Consider the following 18,037-nt stretch of genomic DNA (forward strand, 5'->3'; position numbering starts at 1 on the left):
GATTCACCCGCGTCACCCGCCCGGTCAGCGGTACCCGCGTCACGGCCGCCTCACTTAGCGTGACATGCGTTGGTGTCGATCGATAGCGGAGGACCGAGAGATGATCAAGCGGCTCTTCAAGTTCGTCATGCGCCACGGCTGCTGCGCCGCGTGCACCGGCAAGGGCTGCGGCTGCTGCGCCAACTGCGGCTGACCCGGCGCGCGAAAGAACCGTCCGGGGTCTCAGCCACGGCCGAGGCCCCGGATCAGCACCATCACCGAATCGCGCACGTCGGCCCGGGTGCGGGTGGGCTGGAAGACCTGCCAGTCGAGCGCGACGACCAGCATCGTGCCGAACAGGCCCGCCGCCGCGGTCTCGATGGCGACGCCCGCGGGCAGCCGGCCGGCCTCGTCGAGGCGGTACAGCTGCGCCTTCACGATCGAGATGATCTCCTCGCGCAGCAAAGCCAGCGTGTCGTGCCACTGGCCCGGTGTGCGCCACAGCTCGCTCACCACGATCTGCGAGAACCCCGGGTACTCGGCGATGAACCGCAGCGTCGTGTCGACCTGCGCTTCGATCACGTCGAGGGGCTCGTCGTCGGTCACAGCCGCGCGCAGGCGCCCGGCCAGCAGGTCGACGCCGAAGCGGAGCAGGCTGTCGATCAGCCCGTCCTTGGACCCGAAGTTGTAGTACACCGTGCCCTTGGCGACGCCGGCCTCGGTCGCGATCTCGTCCACCGTCAGCCCCACGAGGCCCCTGCTGGCCGAAAGCCGCAGGGTCGCCTCGAAGAGCCTCCGCTTGGTCGTCTCCCTCACAGGCTGAGCTCGGGCTTGAGCGCGGACACCGTCCAGACCCGGTGCTTGCGCGCCGCCAGGGTCGAGAGCACGATCCCGCCGACGAGGTAGGCCAGCAGCACCCCGACGTCACCGAGGATCTGCAGCGACGCGCCGGAGTAGAGCAGGTGCCGGAAGCCGTCGATGGCGTAGCCCATCGGCAGCACGATGTGCAGCGGGTAGAGCGCGTCGGGGATCGTCTGCCAAGGGAACGTGCCGCCCGCGCTCACCAGCTGCAGCACCAGCAGCACCAGGCCGAGGAACTTGCCGACGGCGCCGAAGAACGCGTTGAGCGCGTGCACCACCGAGGTGAACGCCAGCGAGACGAGGATCGCGAACCCGAGGGCGCCCAACGGATGCGCGATGTGGATGCCGACCAGCCACGTCACCGCGGCGAATAGCACGATCACCTGCGCGATGCCGAGCACGGCCGAGGACAGCCAGCCGCCGAGCGCGACCCGCAGCGGCGCGGCGCCCGCGGTGAGCGCCCGCGTGGACAGCGGCCGGATGAGCAGGAACAGCACGAACGCGCCGATCCACGTGGCCAGCGAGATGAAGAACGGGGCCAGCCCCGCGCCGTACGTGCCCGCCGAAGCGACGCCGTTGGCCGTGACCGCGACCGGGTCGGCGATGGTGTTCGCCGTGGCGGTGCGCGTCGGGTCGTCCGGGTTCGGGATCTGCGACAGCCCCGAGGACAGTCCGTCGCGCAGCTGGTTCGCACCGCTCGCGAGCTGGTCGGTGCCGGTGACGGCGGTCTTCTCCCCGTCGTTGAGCTTCGCCGCGCCGTCGCGGAGCTGGTTCGCGCCGTCGGACGCCTGCGCGATCCCGCTGGTCAGCTGCGGCGTGGCCGAGGCGAGCTGGTGGGCACCGTCCGACACCTGACGAGCGCCGCCGGCGAGCTTGGCGAGGTCACCGTTGGCGGTCTGGATCTTCGTGTTCGCCTGGTCGACGGGCGAGCGCAGCTGGTCGAGCTGCGCCAGGATGCCGTTGACCTGGGTGTCGGACAGGCCCGCGTTGTGCAGGTCGGTGTTCAGCTGTGTCCGATAGCCGTCGAGCTTGCCCTGGATGTCGGCCGACGCGGACGCGGCGAGCGAGGCGGCGTCGGCCACCTGCTGGTTGCCGTCGGCGACCTGGCCGGCGCCGGTCGCGAGCTGCTGCGTCTGGCTCGGCAGCTGCGCCGTGCTCGTCTTCAGGGTGTTCAGCCCGGTCGCGAGGGTGCTGGAACCGGTGGCCAGCTGGCTCGCGCCGTCGGCGAGCTGGTGCTGGCCGGTCTGCAGCTGCGCGGCGCCGTCGGCGAGCTGTTTCGCGCCGTTGGCGGCGTCGGAGATCTTGCCGTAGATCGTGGAGAAGCCCACGAGGAACCGGTCGGCCGCCTCGCCGCCCACCTTCTCGGCGATGGTCTTGCGCACCTGGTCGGCCACCTGCTTCGCGATGGTGCCCGCGAGGTAGTTGTTGGCGTCGTTGGTGGTGAGCGTGATCGTGGCCTGCTGCGGCGTGAAGTTGCCCGACGACAGCAGCGCGGTGGAGAAGTCGCGCGGGATGCCGATGGCGAAGGAGTACTTGTCGTCGCGCACGCCGTCGCGGGCGTCCTTTTCGGACACTTCGTGCCACTGGAAGGTGCCGGACTTCACGAGCTCGCCGGTCACCTCACGCCCGACGTTGCGCGTGGCCCCCGTCGAGTCCTTCGCGCCGGCGTCGCTGGTGAACATGGCGGCGGGCAGCTTGTCGAGCCGGCCGTACGGGTCGTAGTTCGCATACAGGTAGAAGGACGCGTAGAGCAGCGGCACCAGCACGAGCGCGGCCATCGCCAGCTTCGGCAGCGTGCCGGCCGAGAGGCGGCGCAGTTCGTTGAGGGCGATGCGGAAGGCGTTCAGGCCGCCGGCGCGCTTGTCGGGGGCGGTCATGCCGGTTCTCCTTCGGCGCTGAACTCTTCGGCGCGATCTTCTTCGGTGAGGGCGAGCAGCCGCACCGGCGCGGGCTGGTCGGTCGACCCGATGCGAGTCGGGGAGTAGGGGAGGGCGGAAGCGGGCGTCGTCGCGGTGAGCACGGCGACGGCGAGGCCGCGCTTCGCGTGCTCCTCGGCGACCGCGGTCCACGTCTCGACGAGGCTCGTGTGCCGGTCGGGAGTGTCGAGCACGAGCACGCGGACGCCGGTGCGCTCCGCGGCCAGCTCGGCGAGCAGCCGGGTGCGCATGGCGGGCTCGAGGTTCTCGAAGCGGGTCCCGGCGAACGGCGCGGCGTCGTGCTCGGTGAGCCAGCGCGCCACGTCCTCCTTGCCCGCCGGCCGGTGCGCCAGCGCGAGCTCCTCACCGGCGACCACGCGCAGGGCCAGCGCCTCGTCGGGCTCGCTCACGCTCGGGGCGTCGACCACGGCGACGAGGTCGCGCAGCAGGCCGGGGACGTCGGCGGTGACCGTGCCGGTGCTCGGCTCGACGCGGCCGGCCAGTGCGAGGCCCAGCGCGGTGATCCCGACGCCGGGCTCGCCGTGGACCAGCGTCACGCAGCCGTCCTCGACGGTCAGCGAGGTGGGTGGCAACAGTGTGCCGTGGGGTCCCTCCAGGGACACCTGGTCGGCTCGTACCTGCACGAGGACACTCCAATTTTTTCCATTGACCGGACTTTTGAACTGACCGGTCAGTGCAAAAATTTAGCGCACAAGATCAACGGGCGGCAAGTCGGGTGGTCACACGTCACACGACCGGGGCGGCCGTGTCCCGGTGAGCAGTGCTGGTCAGCGCAGCGCGGTCGCCGGATGGGCTTCCCATGAGGTCCACAGTGGACGATAGCCCTGCCGGTGCCAGAACACCGAGGAGAGCGGGTTCATCGGGTTGTAGTAGAGGTACGCGCCGACCGTGCCGGGACGCAGCAGCTCGCGGTGGACGTGGTCCATGAGGACCTGCCCGATCCCGCCGCCGCGGTGGCCGGGCGCGGTCACGACGTTGTTCACGTAGGCCCACCTCCCCGGCGGCAGGAGCTCGGCCGCCTCGGTGCCCGGAGCCGAGTCCACCCACGCGCACTGGGCCAGCGCCACCGGGTGGCCGCCGGCTTCCGCGAGCCAGGTGGCCGGTTCGTCGAGTGCGCGGCGCAACGCGGGCGCCAGCAGTTCCGCCGTCTGGTCCCGGCGGCGGTGCGCCACCAGTCCGGTGTAGTCGAACGTGGCCGCGCACAGCTCCAGCACGGTGTCGAAGTCGCCCGGCCCGGCCAGGCGCACGGCAATCCCGTCGGTGCCGGCGGCCGCGAGGGGCGGCGGGTCCGTCCGCACGGCGAGCGCGGACATCGGGGCGAGGCCGTGGTCGAGGAACGCCCGGATCGCCTCCGCGTCGCGACTCGGCCAGTTCACGACGCACGCGGAGTCGGCTTCGGCGGGCTCGGTGTCCAGCAGGGACCGCAGCTCGCCCAGCAGGAGGTCGAACCCCTCGGTGCCCGCGGTGTCCGCGTCGGGGAACAGCTGCCACACCTGAGCGGCCGACCACAGCAGGGGAGTGTCGCCCGGGCCGTGGCGATGGCGCTGCACGACTCCGGACACGCGCTCGCCCGCGCCCGTCACCGCGCTGACGCGCTCGCCGGCCGTGTCGCCGATCGACGGCGCGGGCGGCGGCAGCAGCGGGTCGAGCGCGGCGAACCGCGTCGCGGGTTCGGTGGTGGCCACGAAAGCGCAGCGTAGCCGCTCAGGAGCGGCGCGTGCGGAAGATCGCCGTGCCGGGGAAGAGCTTGCCGCGCAACGGGCTCCACTGGCCCCAGGTGCGCGTGTGGCCCTCGGGCCACTCGGGTTCCAGCAGGTCCTCGAGCGCGAACCCGCCGGCGGCCAGCGCGCGCACGTAGTCGCCGAGCGTGCGGTGGTACTCGACGTAGGTGGCCTCGCCGTCGTCGTCGACCTCCACGTACGGCGTGCGGTCGAAGTACGGCTGCGCGACGGTGAGGCCCAGCGGGCCCGGGTCGTCGGGGAAGATCCACCGCATCGGGTGGGTCACCGAGAACACCCAGGGCGAGCCGGGGCGCAGCAGGCGGTGCACCTCGGCGAACACCGTCGCGAGCGAAGGCACGAACGGCAGCGCGCCGAACGCGGAGCACGCGGCGTCGAAGCTGCCCGAGGCGAACGGCAGGTACTCGGCGTTGGCCTGGACGAGGGGCACGGCGACGCCGGTGCGCTCGTTGCCCTCGCGCGCGTGGCGCAGCATCCCGCCGGACAGGTCGGTCGCCACGGCCTCGGCGCCCGCCGAGGAGAGCCAGCGCGAGCACGCCGCCTGGCCGCAGCCGACCTCCAGCACACGCCGGCCGCGCACGTCGCCGAGCAGCCGCACGTCCTCCTCGCGCACGCCCTCCGGGCACCACACGAAGTCGGTGTCGCCGAGGAACTCGCCGTGGGTGGCCTGGTAGTCGTCGGCATCGGCGTCCCACCAGGCGAGGTTCGCCGCGGCCGCCTCGCCGCCGCCGACCGCGCGGTGCGCGACGCCGGCCGTGCCGAGCTGCAGCTCGGCCTGGGCGTGGCGGTCGGCCGTGTCCGCCGTGTCCGCGGTGGGGGCTGCCGAGTGGTCGGACATGCTGGGTCCTTCCGGGAATGACGGGGGGAATGCCGGCACCGGCCGAAACGTTGGCGGAAGGGTACCGGGAGCTGTGGGGACCCTGATTGTGTGCCCTACCGGGGCCCGCGTACGATACGTGTTAGCGCAGTGGGTTCGCGCTGCCTGGGTCTTCACTTGCCGGGGGAGCGCACCGTTTGCGGGTCATGCCGCGGTCGTTCACTGGTGGACGTTGCTCGTGGGGTCGTCGCATGTTCCCGTCTCACGCCCCATCGCGCCGCCAACTGGACACCCTACGATCCCATCCTCCGGAGCAACCCGCCTAATGACCACCGACACCGCCACCGCCCCGACCGCCCCCACCGGGGCCCCGCAGGTCGCCATCAACGACATCGGGTCGGAGGAAGACTTCCTCGCGGCTATCGACAAGACCATCAAGTACTTCAACGATGGCGACATCGTCGAAGGCACGATCGTCAAGGTCGACCGCGACGAGGTCCTGCTCGACATCGGCTACAAGACCGAGGGCGTCATCCCCTCGCGCGAGCTTTCCATCAAGCACGATGTCGACCCGGCTGAGGTTGTCTCCGTCGGCGATGAGGTCGAAGCTCTCGTTCTCCAGAAGGAGGACAAGGAAGGCCGCTTGATCCTGTCCAAGAAGCGTGCTCAGTACGAGCGCGCCTGGGGCACGATCGAAGAGCTCAAGGAGAAGGACGAGCCCGTCAAGGGCACCGTCATCGAGGTCGTCAAGGGTGGTCTCATCCTGGACATCGGCCTCCGTGGCTTCCTTCCCGCCTCGCTGGTCGAGATGCGCCGCGTGCGCGACTTGCAGCCGTACGTCGGCCGCGAGCTCGAGGCGAAGATCATCGAGCTGGACAAGAACCGCAACAACGTGGTCCTGTCCCGCCGCGCCTACCTCGAGCAGACGCAGTCCGAGGTCCGCAGCGAGTTCCTCAACAACCTCGCCAAGGGCCAGGTCCGCAAGGGCGTCGTGTCCTCCATCGTCAACTTCGGTGCCTTCGTGGACCTGGGTGGCGTCGACGGCCTGGTGCACGTCTCCGAGCTGTCCTGGAAGCACATCGACCACCCGTCCGAGGTCGTCGAGGTCGGCCAGGAGGTCACGGTCGAGGTCCTCGACGTCGACATGGACCGCGAGCGCGTGTCCCTGTCGCTGAAGGCGACCCAGGAAGACCCGTGGCGCCAGTTCGCCCGCACCCACGCGATCGGCCAGATCGTGCCGGGCAAGGTCACCAAGCTCGTCCCGTTCGGTGCGTTCGTGCGCGTCGAGGAGGGCATCGAGGGCCTGGTGCACATCTCCGAGCTGGCCGAGCGCCACGTGGAGATCCCGGAGCAGGTCGTCCAGGTCAACGGCGACGTCATGGTCAAGGTCATCGACATCGACCTCGAGCGCCGTCGCATCTCGCTGTCGCTGAAGCAGGCCAACGAGGGCGTCACGCCGGACACCGAGTTCGACCCGACCCAGTACGGCATGGCCGCCGAGTACGACGCCGAGGGCAACTACATTTACCCCGAAGGCTTCGACCCGGACACCCAGGAGTGGCAGGACGGCTTCGACAAGCAGCGCGAGGAGTGGGAGCGGCAGTACGCCGAGGCCCTCACGCGCTACGAGGCCCACATGGCGCAGGTCAAGAAGGCTGCCGAGGCCGACGCCGAAGCCGCTGCCGACGCCGCCACCGGCATCGAGGGTGGCAGCAGCGGGGGCGACCAGACCTACACCTCCGCTCCGGCAGAGGCCAAGAGCGGCGGCACGCTGGCCAGCGACGAGCAGCTCGCGGCTCTGCGCGAGAAGCTGTCGGGCGGCCAGGGCTGAGTCACGCCTGACGCTTGAGCGCCACTGAGTTCTGACATCGCGGCCCCGGTCCAGTTCGGACCGGGGCCGCGATGTTTTCGTGTGCGCTTGAGGTGTGCGAAGTGGACCGCCCCGACGTCGGGTTGCAGGAAGGCCGGCAGAACGCACTGGCGTGCGCCGGTGTCAGTTGTGGAGGCCGAGCCCGGTGATCATCGACAGCACGCCGCTGCGGTACATGGCCTCGTTGGCTTCGTCGGTCGGCTCGATGAACCAGTCGCTCAGCGGCGTCTGCGAGCGGATCGTGAGCTCGACACTCACCAAGCCGTGCATGGACGTCCACAGCAGATAGCCGTAGCCACGCGAGTCCGTGCCGCGATCGCTGACGCGGCGGATCTTGCCGACGAACATCGCGAACGTCGTGCGCAGCACCGCCGTGCGCAGCTCCGGGTCCGGGTCGTAGCCGTGGACCGAGCGTTCGAACATCATCGCGTAGCGGGCCGGGCTCTCCAGCGCGAAGCGGCGGTAGGCCAGCGCGACCTCGAGGAGGTCCGCGACGCCGTCGTCGGTCTCCGGCGGCACGTCGAGCAGCTCGTCGCGCAGGAGGTCGAACGCGCGCTCGTACAGCGCGTCCAGCAGACCGGTGCGGCCGCCGAAGCGCGTGTAGACGGTGATGGTGGACGCGCCGGCCGCCTCGGCCACGCCGCGCACGGTGAGGCCGCCGACGCCGCGGTCGGTGAGCACGGTCAACGCGGCGTCGAGGAACCGGCTCCGGTTGTGCTGGTCGGCAGGCTGCGTCGACAGATGGCGGGTGGCCACGACCGTTACCCCCTTCGCCCGTGCCGCGCAGGACAGGTCCGCGTCTCGCCTGCCGAAGATACGATATTCACGCTCGCTTGGGAACTTCGCCATGCGGCCGGATCTGTGGGATCTTCGTCTTGTGGACCTCGCCACGGCGTGGCACCACTTCGTCCACAAGCGACGTTCGGTTAGGTGGAGCGGCGCAGTGGCACCGTCGAGTATCCCGAGCAGGAGGACAACCGGATGACTGAGCCGGAACCGGGCAGTGTTGTCGTCAGTGAAGCAGGCGAAGGCCGCTTCACCCAGCACGTGACCGCGGGTGGTTTCGAGCTCGTCGTGGACGAGCCCCAGTCGGTCGGCGGCGACGGCAGCGGCCCGACTCCGTACGACCTGCTCCTCGGCGCGCTCGGCTCCTGCACGGCGATCACGCTGCGGATGTACGCGGACCGCAAGAACATCCCGCTGGCGAACGTGAGCGTCCGGCTGCGCCACGACCGCATCCACGCCCGCGACTGCGAGCGCTGCGAAACCGAGGTCGGCATGGTCAGCCGCATCAGCCGCGAGATCGAGCTCGAAGGCGACCTCGACGACGAGCAGCGCGCGCGGTTGCTGGAGATCGCGGACAAGTGCCCCGTGCACCGCACGCTGGAGCACGAAATCGACGTCCAGACGAAGTTGGTCTGAGGAACGGGGTGCGCGCCATGGAGCGAAGCGAGCGGGTCGTCGTGGTCGTCTACGACGCGGTGCGGCTCCTGGACGTGACCGGGCCGCTCGAGGTGTTCGGGATGGCCAACGAGCACGGCGCGCACTACGAGCTGCTCACCGCGTCGCCGGGCGGCACCGACGTGCGCACCACCACCGGCACGCGCCTCGGTGCCGACGTGGCGCTCGAGGACGTCGACGTCGAGGGTGGCACGCTCGTGGTGCCGGGCAGCCCGAACTGGCAGATCACCGTGACCGACGAGCACCTGCTCGACCAGGTTCGCCGCCTGTCCCGCCAGGCGCGGCGCACCGCGTCGGTGTGCGCGGGCGCCTTCACGCTCGCGGCCGCCGGCCTGCTGGAAGGCCGCCGCGCGGCCACGCACTGGGAGCTCGCCGACCAGCTCGCGCGCCGCTACCCGGGTGTCGAAGTGGACTGCGAAGCGATCTTCGTGCGTGACGGCCCGGTGATCTCCTCGGCCGGCGTCACTTCCGGCATCGACCTGTCGCTGGCCCTCGTGGAGGAGGACCTCGGCTCCGAGGCCGCGCGGCTCGTCGCGAAGCACCTGGTGGTGTTCCTGCAGCGGCCGGGCGGGCAGTCGCAGTTCAGCGTTCGCCTGGCGGCCCAGCCCGCGCGAAACGACCTGCTGCGCGGGATCATGGACCGCATCACCGCCGACCCGTCGGCCGACCACAGCCTGTCGCTGCTGGCCGACGACGCGGGCGTCAGCGTCCGCCACCTCACGCGGCTGTTCCGCGACCAGATGGGCACCTCGGTTGCCCGGTTCGTGGAGAGCACGCGGCTGGAGGCGGCGCAGCAGCTGCTGGAGACGGGCACGGCCCCGCTCGACGTGGTCGCGCGCCGCACGGGGTTCGGCTCGGCGGAGACGCTGCGCCGGGTGTTCACCCGCGAGCTGGGGGTGCCGCCGAGCGCTTACCGGGCCCGCTTCCGGACCACGGTCACACCGGCGTTGGCCGGCGCCGGTCGCTGAGTCAGCCGGTCACCGCTCAAGAGGGAGAGACGACCGGAACCCAGATGCGTTCCAGCGCCGCGGCGCGGGCGCGGCGGCGGAGGCCGGCGAAGCTGTGCTGGGCGGGTACGAGGAGGGCGCTGAGCCACGTGCGCCGGTATTCGGCGAGGGCTTCCGCGACCGGGCGGTAGCCGACGCAGTGCACCAGCCCCGGCGTTCCGAGCCGGTGCTTCCCGACGTGCTTTTCCGCCATCGTTCCTCCGTGTGGGCGACCCTTCCGCCGCGCACGGTACGCAATCGCGCCGGTAAAACCGGGTAGCCGCTCGGCGTGTCACCCGGATCAGTCAGCGAGTTCCGGACAATGCCCTTGATTTTCGACTTGGGGTGTGCGTGTACCCGTGCGAGTGCACGTGCAGGGCTCTGACGTCCCCTGATCGGGTGGCGCTCGGGTCTGGCTAGGGTGAGGTCATGCTGCGAGTGGGTCTGACGGGCGGGATCGGCGCGGGGAAATCGACGGTGGCGAACCGGTTCGCGGAGCACGGCGCCGTGCTCGTGGACTCCGACCGGATCGCGCGCGAGGTCGTGGAGCCGGGCACGCCCGGGCTGGCGGCCTTGGTGGAGGCGTTCGGTGAGGACATCCTCGCCGCCGACGGGTCGCTCGACCGCCCGGCGCTGGCGGCGAAGGCGTTCGCCGACGACGCGTCGCGCAAGCGCCTCAACGGGATCGTCCACCCGCTCGTCGGCAAGCGCACGGCCGAGCTGATGGCCGAGGCCGCCGACGACGCGGTGATCGTCCACGACATCCCGCTGCTCGTGGAGGGAAACCTGGCGTCGGCGTATCACCTCGTGGTGATCGTCGACGCGCCCGTGGAGGTCCGCGTGCGCCGGCTCGTGGAGGTGCGCGGCATGGCGGAGGCCGACGCGCGGGCGCGGATCCGCGCGCAGGCCAGCGACGAGCAGCGCCGCGCGGTCGCCGACGTCTGGCTCGACAACGGCGGCGCGCAGGACGCCGTGCTGGCCGAGGTCGACGCCTTGTGGGCCGACCGGCTGGTGCCGTTCGAGGCCAACCTGCGGCTGCGCAAGCCCCGCCCGCCGATGTCGCCGATGATCGCGCCGTACGACCCGACATGGCCGCTGCAGGCCGAACGCCGGCTCGCGCGCCTGCGGCAGATCGCGGGGGAACGCCTGCTGCGCGCCGACCACATCGGGTCCACCGCAGTGCCGGGGCTGCCCGCCAAGGACGTCCTCGACCTGCAGCTCACCGTCCCCACGCCGGCCGACGCCGACGCGCTCGCCGAGCCACTGGCCGACGCCGGTTTCCCCCGGCTGGAGGGCGATTGGTGGGACGACCCGCAGGACGGCTCGGCGTCGCCGTGGCCGAAGCGCCTCCACGTCGGAGCCGACCCGAAGCGCCCGGTGAACCTGCACGTGCGCACATCCGAGACGCCGGCGTGGCGCCTCGCGCTGTTGTTCCGCGACTGGATGCGCGCGAACCCGGCGGAGCGCGACGCGTACGCGGCGGTGAAGGAGCAGCTCGCGCGCGAGCACTCAGCCGACGGCACCGTCGCGAAGTACACCGACGCCAAGCAGGGCTGGGTCAACGACGCGTTCACCCGCGCCGAGGTCTGGGCCGAGCAGACGTCGTGGCGGCCGTGAAAAACCGGGTGCGCGGCCGGCGGTGGCGCTGTTAGCGTCGCCGGCATGCAGCGCTCAGCCAGCACGACGACGCCGGACACCGTCCCGGCGCGCTGAAACCTGAGCGAACGAAGCCCCGGGGTGGTCACCCCGGGGCTTCGTCGTGTCCCAGGGTTTCCGCCTCGGCCGTCCCCGAGGAGACCCCGATGCCCGACCACCGCAGGATCGGCCGTGAGCTCGGCCTGTTCGGCACCGACCCGCTGATCGGCGCCGGCCTGCCCTACCTGCTGCCCGACGGTGCCGTGATCCGGCACGAGCTGGAGGAGTACGTCCGCGACGTCGAGCGCCGCGCGGGCTACCGCCACGTGTACTCGCCGGTGCTCGGCAAACGCGAGCTGTACGAGATTTCGGGACACTGGGCGCACTACCGCGACGACATGTTCCCGCCGCTGGACGTCGGCGGCGAGCAGTTCGTGCTGCGGCCCAGCCTGTGCCCGCACCACGCGCTGATCTACCGTTCCCGGTCACGCAGCTACCGCGAGCTGCCGCTGCGGATCGCCGAGCTGGGCGGGATGTACCGCGCGGAGCTGTCCGGGGTGCTCGGTGGGCTCGGTCGCGTACGCGCGATCCAGCTCAACGACGCCCACCTGTTCTGCCGCCTCGACCAGGTCGCCGCCGAGGCCCGCGGGGCGCTGGAGCTGATCCGCCGCGTCCACGCGGACCTCGGGCTGCGTCCGGCGCGCTACCGGCTCTCGCTCGCCGGCGGCGCGGGGGACTACGTGGGCTCCGCCGAGCACTGGGCGCGCGCCGAAGCCTTGCTCGTCGAGGCGCTGGAGGGCTTCGACTACGACGTGGCGCCGGGCGAGGCGGCCTTCTACGGCCCGAAGATCGACGTCCAGGTCACCGACAGCGCCGGGCGCTCGGCCACCCTGTCCACCGTCCAGGTCGACTTCCACCAGCCCGAGCGGTTCGACCTCGGGTACGTCGGCTCCGACGGCGCCGAGCACCGGCCCGTGCTGGTGCACCGCAGCCTGCTCGGCAGCCTGGAACGCGCGATGGCGCAGCTGCTCGAAGAGCATGGCGGCGCCTTGCCGCCATGGCTCGCGCCGGTGCAGGTGGTGGTGCTGCCGGTGTCCGACGCCGAACTCCCGCAGGCCGACGCGCTCGTGCGGCGGGGGCAGGAAGCCGGTCTGCGGGTGGAGCTCGCCGGCCCCGATCGCGGGAGTCTCGGTGCCCGGATCCGGGACCACCGGCTCGTGCCGTACCAGGCGGTGATCGGCGCCCGGGAGGCCGAGGCGGACCTCGTCGCGCCACGCCTGCGTGACGCCCGGCGGCTGGATCCGTTGCCGGCGGCGGAGTTCGTGGCCGCGGTCGCCGAGCGCGTCGCGGCGCGCGGCGGCGTGCTGTGGACTGAATTTTCTCCCTCGGCTCCGCTGAGGTGGTGAGATCGCGCCGGTTTCTTCCCTCCCGATTTCGCCCGGCCCGTGGGGCCGGGCGAAATCGCTCAGTCCAGAGACCGGCGCGATCTCACACGGGCGCCTCATTCGACCGTCACGCCGAACACAGGGCCGCGGGTGCCTCGCGCGACCGGGTGCCGGTGAGCGGCAGCCCGAGATACCTCACGTGCCGAGCAGGCCTCGTTCGAACGCCACGGCCACGGCGGCGGCCCGGTCTTTCACGCCGAGCTTGGCGTACGCGTGGATCAGGTGCGTCTTCACCGTCGCCTCGCTGATGAAGAGCTTTTTCGCCGCGTCCTTGTTCGTGGAGCCGCGCGCGACGAGCGTGAGGACCTCGATCTCGCGCTGGGACAACGGTTCCTTCGCCGGCGCGCGCATCTGCCCCATGAGCCGGCTCGCGACGGCGGGGGAGAGCACGGCCTCGCCGCGGGCGGCCGCGCGCACGGCGCGGAACAGCTCCTCGCGCGGCGCGTCCTTGAGGAGGTAGCCGGTGGCGCCGGCCTCGATGGCGGGCAGGACGTCGGAGTCGGTGTCGTAGGTGGTCAGCACCAGCACGCGCGCCGGGTTGCCGAGGCGGGCGAGTTCGGTGATGGCGGAGACGCCGTCGGTGCCCGGCATGCGCAGGTCCATCAGCACGACGTCGGGCTTGAGCGAGACCGCGAGCGTCACGGCCTCGCCGCCGTTCGCGGCCTCGCCGAGCACCTCGAAACCGTGCTCGCCGGTGAAGATGCCGCGCAGGCCGTCGCGGACGATCGGGTGGTCGTCGGCGATGAGCAGCGTGACGGTCATGCTGACGCCCCCTGGTGGTCGATCCCGTCGGTTTTCAGCTCGCCCAGTGTGGCAGCCGGGACGGCGGGCAGGTTCACCGAGATCGCCGTGCCGCCACCGGGTTCCGACTCCACGTGCAGCGTGCCCGCGAGCCGCTGCACGCGGCTTCGCATCCCGGGCAGCCCGAAGCCGCCTTCGCTTGGCGGCGGGTTTTCGGGGTCGAAGCCGACGCCGTCGTCGACCACGTCGAGCGTGACCTCGTCGCCCATGTACGACAGCGTGAGGCCCACGCGCCCGGCCTGGGCGTGTTTGGCCACATTGGACAGTGCTTCCTGCGTGATCCGCAGCAGCGTCGCCTCGATCTCGGGGTGCAGCGCCTCGGCCGTGCCCGTGGTCGAGAACGCGGCGGGCACGGCGGTGCGTTCGCTCCACAGCCGCGCCACCTCGGCGAGCGCGTCGGGCAGCGTCGCCGACTCCAGCAGCTCCGGCCGCAGCGCGTGCACGGACCGCCGTGCCGCCGTCAGGTTCTCGCGCGCGAGCGCCTTCGCGGTGTCGAGGTGCCGCTGCCACTCGGCGGGGTTTTCCCGGGCCTGGGCGGCGGCTTCGAGCTGCGTGATGATCCCGGTGAAGCCCTGGGCGAGCGTGTCGTGGATCTCCTGGCTCAGCCGCTGGCGCTCGTCGAGCACGCCGGCTTCGCGGGCCTGGGTGAGCAACTGTCGTTGCAGGCCCCGGTTTTCCGCCTCGGCGGCGGCGAGCTGGTCGAGCATCCGCTTGCGGTCCGCGCTCTGCCTGCCGACGGCCGCGAACACGGCGCCGCCCCCGCCGATCGCGGTGGTCTGCACGATCACGATCGTCACCCAGATCGCCGGAGCCGTGGCCAGCGCCTGGATCGGGCCGCCGTTCGAGACGGTGTTGATGAGCAGCGAAGTGGTGGCCACGGCGAGCAGTGACACCGGTATCGGGCGCATTCGCATGGCCGGGAAGAAGGCGTGCACCGTGAAGATCAGGAAGTAGGTCTCGCGCGCTTGGAGCACCGAAGCGAAGCTGATCACGCCGACGAAGGTGAGCGCGGCGAACGCCGCGTTCTCGCGTATCCGGGGGCTCGGCAGCACCTGGGTCAGCACGAGCCACACCGCGGCGCCGGCCGCGATCGCGAGCGTGGTGAGCCGGTGGGCCGCCGTCTGGTCGGAATGGAGCGCGCTCAGCAGGGCGGGAATCGCCAGCAGGACGAACGGGACCGTCGACTCGACGCGGTTGAACCACCAGTGCCACCGCAGCGGGGGATCTCCGCCGCGGCTCGGCAGGGGCGCCAGCAGCGATCCCCGCCAGTCGAGCTTCATCGGTCGCTCTTGGTCGAACCTCATGCCTTCAGGTCTTTCACCTGGGGCCAGATCACCGGCCAGCTTTCGGTGCGACCGGTGAGCAGCCAGATCGGCAGGTGCTCGCTGGCGTTGAGCACACCCAGGTGATTCCGCACCGAGCCGACGACGCGGGCATCGCGGAAGTGTGGCGCGAGCGTCGCCGGGTCGGCGCCGACGAACAGCACGGTGTCGGCGTCATCGGCCGGCCGCCCGAAGTACCAGAAGCCGCGGCTGCCGCTATACGCCTGGGGCAGACCGGCTTCCGGGCCGTAGCGGTCGAGCGCGCCGGCCTGCCAGTAGCCCGCGGTGACGAGCGCGGTGTGCGAGCGCTGCTCGGGCGGCAGCAGCCGGTAGACGTCCGCGACGGAGCCGGCCAGGTCCGGCCAGCCGACCTCTTCGGTCGCGTACGCGGGATGCGGCGCGTCGGGGTGCTCCACCAGCCATTGCGCAGGCCACACCGGCAGCGCGTACGGGAGGCTGTAGAGCGCGGAAAGCACGAAGACCGGCCACGCCGGGACCCACCGCCACCACAGTGCGGGCCGGTGGTCCTGCAGGTGCACGGCCGCGGCGGCCCACAGGATCGGGAACATTCCCGCGGCGTAGTAGAAGCGGCCGTTGGCGACGAGGAACACCGCGACCACGCCGATCGCCGTCCAGCCGAGGAAGCGGTACGGCCGCAGGCTTCGCGCGGCGAGCAGCACACCGAGGCCGTAGCAAACGCCGAGGGTGCCGATCACGAGCCCGGCGCCGGCGAGCAGGCCCGGCAGGAATTCCGTGCGGCCGCCACCTTCGGTGACTTCGCGCGAGACCGCGTCGCCCATGCCCAGCTGCGGCCAGCCGTGGAGCGACTGCCACAGCAGCGTCGGCACGCACGCGAGGGCGGCGATCCCCGCGCCGGCCCAGAGCTTGGGCCGGCGCAGCAGATCGCGCGGGCCGAAGACGAGCGCCGTCACGGCGGTGACGGCCCAGAACGCGCCGATGAGGAACTTGACGTTCAGCGCGACGGCGGTGATCAGGCCCAGCCACAGCAGGAGGTTGTCGTCGCGGGTGCGCAGCCAGCGCACGAGCAGCCACAGCACGAGCGTCCACAGCAGCGGATCCACGGTGGAGGTCGCGAGGTAGTGGCCGCTGCCCACGAACTGGCCGCAGATCGCGTACGCGGCGGCGGCTCGCGTCTGCGCCTTGCGACCGCCGCCGAGCTCACGCGCGATCAGCGCGGCCACCACGACCCCGGCGGCAGTGGCGAGGATCGCCGGGATCCGGAAGACGACGAGCGACCCCGGTGCGATCGCGTTCATCAGCGCGGCGAGCAGCGGCAGCACCGGCGGCTGGTCGGCGTATCCGAACGACAGGTGCTTGCCGGCGGCGAGGAAGTACAGCTCGTCGCCGAAGTAGCCGTAGCGGCCGGCCGTGGCGAGCAGGATCGCCGCGGTCCCGGCCGCGAGCAGCGCCACCGGTCGCCGCGCGAACTCGGCGACGCCCACGTCCGGCCTGGTGGGCGCGCCTGCCGTGGTCACGGCTTCCATCGTGCTCCCTGTCCTCGTTCGGGCACAGTCATCGTTCAGGCAGTCACCGGTCAGGCACAGTCACCGGTCAGGCACAGTCACCGGTCAGGCACGGTCGCCGGTCGGGCCTGTTGCGCGGCACCCTACGGCCCGGGGCCCGGCGCCACCGGCTGGTGTGTGGCGCCGGGCACACGCGGGGGTCAGTTGTGCGTGTTCACCAGGTGCGGCCAGATCTGCTGCCACGGCTGCAGGCGCCCGGTGGCGAGCCACAGCGGCGTGTCGTCGGCGACGCTCGGCAGGGCCGTGCCGGTGTCGACCTTCCCGACCTGGCGCAGGTCGGTGAAGTGGCCGAGCAGCGGCTGCGGGTCCGCGCCGAGGAACAGCACGCTGGTGTCGGAGTCGGGCGGCACGACCAGTGTCGCGTAGCCGCGGTTCGGGCCGGCGGGCTCGGGCAGGCCGAGCGGGCGGCCGTAGTGGTCGAGCGCGCCGGCCGACCAGTAGGACTCGCCGACCAGGGCCGTGTGCGCCGGGTCGGGCAGCTTGGCGAATTGGTCCGCCACCGAGCGCGCGGCCTCCGGCCAGCCGATCTCGGCGAACGCGAACGTCGGCGAGGGCAGCGCGGGGTTCGCGGAGAGCCACACCTGCGGCCACACCGGCAGGGAGATCGGCAAGGCCAGCAGCGCCGCGACGACGTACACGGGCCAGGTCGCGAGCCAGCGCCACCAGCGCGCGGCCCGGCCGGTCTCCAGCTCGACGGCGGCCGCCGCCCAGCACGGCCCGAACATGCCGGCGATGTAGTACGAGCGGCCGTCGACCGCGATGAACACCACGGCCAGGCCGAGCGTGGCCCACGCCAGGAAGCGGTACGGCTGCAGCTGCCGCGAGCGCAGCAGGCGCCAGACGCCGTAGCACAGCAGCGCGATCCCGATCGGGAACCCGGCGGTGAGCAGCGCCGAAGGCAGCCACACCAGGCGTCCGCCCCACGTCTGGTCCACCTCGGCCGCGATCGCCTCGCCCATCCCGAGCTGCGGCCAGCCGTGCGTGGCCTGCCAGATCAGCGTCGGGACCAGCGCCGCCACCGCGATGGCCGCGCCCGCCCACAGCTTCGGGCGGCGCCGCAGCTCCCGCGGCCCGAAGACCAGCAGGGCGACGATCGCGACCACCCAGAAGCCACCGATCAGGAACTTCACGTACAGCGCCACGGCGGTGACCATCCCCGCCCAGAGCAACAGGTTGTCGCTGCGAGTGCGGATCCAGCGGACCAGCAGCCAGATCACCACGGTCCACAGGAACGGGTCCAGCGTCGAGGTGGCCAGGTAGTGGCCGGACGCGATGAACTGAGTGGACACCGCGCACGTGGCCGCGGTCAGGGTCTGGGCCTTCGCGCGGCCGCCCAGTTCCCGGGCGATGAGCGCGGCGAACACCACCGACGCGACCATCGCGAGCACCGCCGGGAGTCGCAGGACGAACACCGAACCCGGGGCGATCGTGTCCATGACGTGGGCGATCAGGGGCAGCATCGGAGGTTGGTCCACGTAGCCCCACGCCAGGTGCCTGCCGGCGGCGAGGAAGTAGAGCTCGTCGCCCATGTAGCCGTAGCGGCTCGCGGTGAGCAGCAGCCACGCCGAGCAGGCCGGCGAGCACGAACACCGGGACACGGGCGAACGGGGCGGCCACACGCTTGGCGGCCGGCCGTGTCG

General features: G+C 71.7%; 16 protein-coding genes. 5 read left to right on the plus strand and 11 right to left on the minus strand.

Translation table 11 applies throughout. The annotated features are described in order from the left end of the window. Positions 1-222: 222 nt before the first annotated feature. The 5 genes from QRX50_RS26980 to QRX50_RS27000 all read right to left on the minus strand — a co-directional run bounded on the left by QRX50_RS26980 (position 223) and on the right by QRX50_RS27000 (position 5,354). Positions 223-795: a TetR/AcrR family transcriptional regulator gene (locus QRX50_RS26980; RefSeq protein ID WP_285965957.1), complete on the minus strand. Its 573-nt coding sequence runs from the start codon at positions 793-795 to the stop codon at positions 223-225. Continuing rightward, positions 792-2,687: a YhgE/Pip family protein gene (locus tag QRX50_RS26985; protein ID WP_285974570.1), complete on the minus strand. Its 1,896-nt coding sequence runs from the start codon at positions 2,685-2,687 to the stop codon at positions 792-794. Before QRX50_RS26985 ends, QRX50_RS26980 begins: the two co-directional genes overlap by 4 nt. Positions 2,688-2,713: 26 nt before the next feature. Beyond that, positions 2,714-3,400, minus strand: a complete 687-nt coding sequence (locus tag QRX50_RS26990; RefSeq protein WP_285965958.1) for an ATP-binding cassette domain-containing protein — start codon at positions 3,398-3,400, stop codon at positions 2,714-2,716. A gap of 144 nt (positions 3,401-3,544) precedes the next feature. After that, on the minus strand, positions 3,545-4,462 hold the full coding sequence (locus QRX50_RS26995; RefSeq protein WP_285965959.1) for a GNAT family N-acetyltransferase: 918 nt from the start codon (positions 4,460-4,462) through the stop codon (positions 3,545-3,547). 19 nt (positions 4,463-4,481) lie between these two features. After that, a complete protein-coding gene (locus QRX50_RS27000; protein ID WP_285965960.1) occupies positions 4,482-5,354 on the minus strand; it encodes a class I SAM-dependent methyltransferase in 873 nt (290 codons plus the stop codon). Between the two features lie 304 nt (positions 5,355-5,658). On the opposite strand from QRX50_RS27000, the gene rpsA reads away from it, so the two are divergent. Then, positions 5,659-7,164 carry a 30S ribosomal protein S1 gene (gene rpsA / locus QRX50_RS27005; protein ID WP_285965961.1) on the plus strand — a complete coding sequence of 502 codons (1,506 nt, stop codon included), beginning with the start codon at positions 5,659-5,661 and terminating at the stop codon, positions 7,162-7,164. Between the two features lie 162 nt (positions 7,165-7,326). Here rpsA and QRX50_RS27010 read toward each other — a convergent pair whose 3' ends face one another. Next, the gene (locus QRX50_RS27010; RefSeq protein ID WP_285965962.1) at positions 7,327-7,959 is read right to left on the minus strand and encodes a TetR/AcrR family transcriptional regulator; all 633 of its coding nucleotides are present in this window, start codon (positions 7,957-7,959) and stop codon (positions 7,327-7,329) included. Positions 7,960-8,184: 225 nt separating this feature from the next. Between QRX50_RS27010 and QRX50_RS27015 the strand changes: the two genes are divergently transcribed. Both QRX50_RS27015 and QRX50_RS27020 read left to right on the plus strand, forming a co-directional pair. Beyond that, complete coding sequence (locus QRX50_RS27015; RefSeq protein WP_285965963.1) at positions 8,185-8,625, plus strand: OsmC family protein; 441 nt, start codon at positions 8,185-8,187, stop codon at positions 8,623-8,625. Between the two features lie 17 nt (positions 8,626-8,642). Further along, the gene (locus QRX50_RS27020; RefSeq protein WP_285965964.1) at positions 8,643-9,632 is read left to right on the plus strand and encodes a GlxA family transcriptional regulator; all 990 of its coding nucleotides are present in this window, start codon (positions 8,643-8,645) and stop codon (positions 9,630-9,632) included. 16 nt (positions 9,633-9,648) lie between these two features. On the opposite strand, the gene QRX50_RS27025 is transcribed toward QRX50_RS27020, so the two are convergent. Continuing rightward, positions 9,649-9,864 (minus strand): hypothetical protein, encoded by a 216-nt coding sequence (locus QRX50_RS27025; RefSeq protein ID WP_285965965.1) that lies wholly within the window; start codon positions 9,862-9,864, stop codon positions 9,649-9,651. A gap of 215 nt (positions 9,865-10,079) precedes the next feature. On the opposite strand from QRX50_RS27025, the gene coaE reads away from it, so the two are divergent. Together coaE and thrS are read left to right on the plus strand one after the other, a co-directional pair. Continuing rightward, the gene (gene coaE, locus QRX50_RS27030) at positions 10,080-11,267 is read left to right on the plus strand and encodes a dephospho-CoA kinase (protein ID WP_285965966.1); all 1,188 of its coding nucleotides are present in this window, start codon (positions 10,080-10,082) and stop codon (positions 11,265-11,267) included. 185 nt (positions 11,268-11,452) lie between these two features. Continuing rightward, positions 11,453-12,691 carry a threonine--tRNA ligase gene (gene thrS / locus QRX50_RS27035; RefSeq protein ID WP_285965967.1) on the plus strand — a complete coding sequence of 413 codons (1,239 nt, stop codon included), beginning with the start codon at positions 11,453-11,455 and terminating at the stop codon, positions 12,689-12,691. A gap of 174 nt (positions 12,692-12,865) precedes the next feature. Here the strand turns inward: thrS and QRX50_RS27040 are convergent, their stop codons facing one another. From QRX50_RS27040 to QRX50_RS27055, 4 genes are all read right to left on the minus strand, one after another. Further along, a complete protein-coding gene (locus tag QRX50_RS27040) occupies positions 12,866-13,492 on the minus strand; it encodes a response regulator (RefSeq protein WP_285965968.1) in 627 nt (208 codons plus the stop codon). Then, positions 13,489-14,811 (minus strand): sensor histidine kinase, encoded by a 1,323-nt coding sequence (locus tag QRX50_RS27045; protein WP_285965969.1) that lies wholly within the window; start codon positions 14,809-14,811, stop codon positions 13,489-13,491. The genes QRX50_RS27040 and QRX50_RS27045 overlap by 4 nt, the downstream gene beginning before the upstream one ends. Before the next feature lie 20 nt (positions 14,812-14,831). Continuing rightward, on the minus strand, positions 14,832-16,358 hold the full coding sequence (locus QRX50_RS27050; RefSeq protein WP_285965970.1) for a glycosyltransferase family 39 protein: 1,527 nt from the start codon (positions 16,356-16,358) through the stop codon (positions 14,832-14,834). Between the two features lie 179 nt (positions 16,359-16,537). Further along, positions 16,538-17,995 carry a glycosyltransferase family 39 protein gene (locus QRX50_RS27055; protein WP_285965971.1) on the minus strand — a complete coding sequence of 486 codons (1,458 nt, stop codon included), beginning with the start codon at positions 17,993-17,995 and terminating at the stop codon, positions 16,538-16,540. Positions 17,996-18,037: the final 42 nt, after the last annotated feature.

This window comes from Amycolatopsis sp. 2-15, assembly GCF_030285625.1.
In the GTDB taxonomy this organism is placed as follows: Bacteria; Actinomycetota; Actinomycetes; order Mycobacteriales; family Pseudonocardiaceae; genus Amycolatopsis; species Amycolatopsis carbonis.

Bases quoted from the DNA above. Each gene is read 5' to 3' on its own strand.
- QRX50_RS27000 (WP_285965960.1), bottom strand. From the start codon at position 5,354: ATGTCCGACCACTCGGCAGCCCCCACCGCGGACACGGCGGACACGGCC.
- rpsA (WP_285965961.1), top strand. From the start codon at position 5,659: ATGACCACCGACACCGCCACCGCCCCGACCGCCCCCACCGGGGCCCCG.
- QRX50_RS27015 (WP_285965963.1), top strand. From the start codon at position 8,185: ATGACTGAGCCGGAACCGGGCAGTGTTGTCGTCAGTGAAGCAGGCGAA.
- QRX50_RS27020 (WP_285965964.1), top strand. From the start codon at position 8,643: ATGGAGCGAAGCGAGCGGGTCGTCGTGGTCGTCTACGACGCGGTGCGG.
- QRX50_RS27025 (WP_285965965.1), bottom strand. From the start codon at position 9,864: ATGGCGGAAAAGCACGTCGGGAAGCACCGGCTCGGAACGCCGGGGCTG.
- coaE (WP_285965966.1), top strand. From the start codon at position 10,080: ATGCTGCGAGTGGGTCTGACGGGCGGGATCGGCGCGGGGAAATCGACG.
- thrS (WP_285965967.1), top strand. From the start codon at position 11,453: ATGCCCGACCACCGCAGGATCGGCCGTGAGCTCGGCCTGTTCGGCACC.
- QRX50_RS27040 (WP_285965968.1), bottom strand. From the start codon at position 13,492: ATGACCGTCACGCTGCTCATCGCCGACGACCACCCGATCGTCCGCGAC.
- QRX50_RS27045 (WP_285965969.1), bottom strand. From the start codon at position 14,811: ATGAAGCTCGACTGGCGGGGATCGCTGCTGGCGCCCCTGCCGAGCCGC.
- QRX50_RS27050 (WP_285965970.1), bottom strand. From the start codon at position 16,358: ATGGAAGCCGTGACCACGGCAGGCGCGCCCACCAGGCCGGACGTGGGC.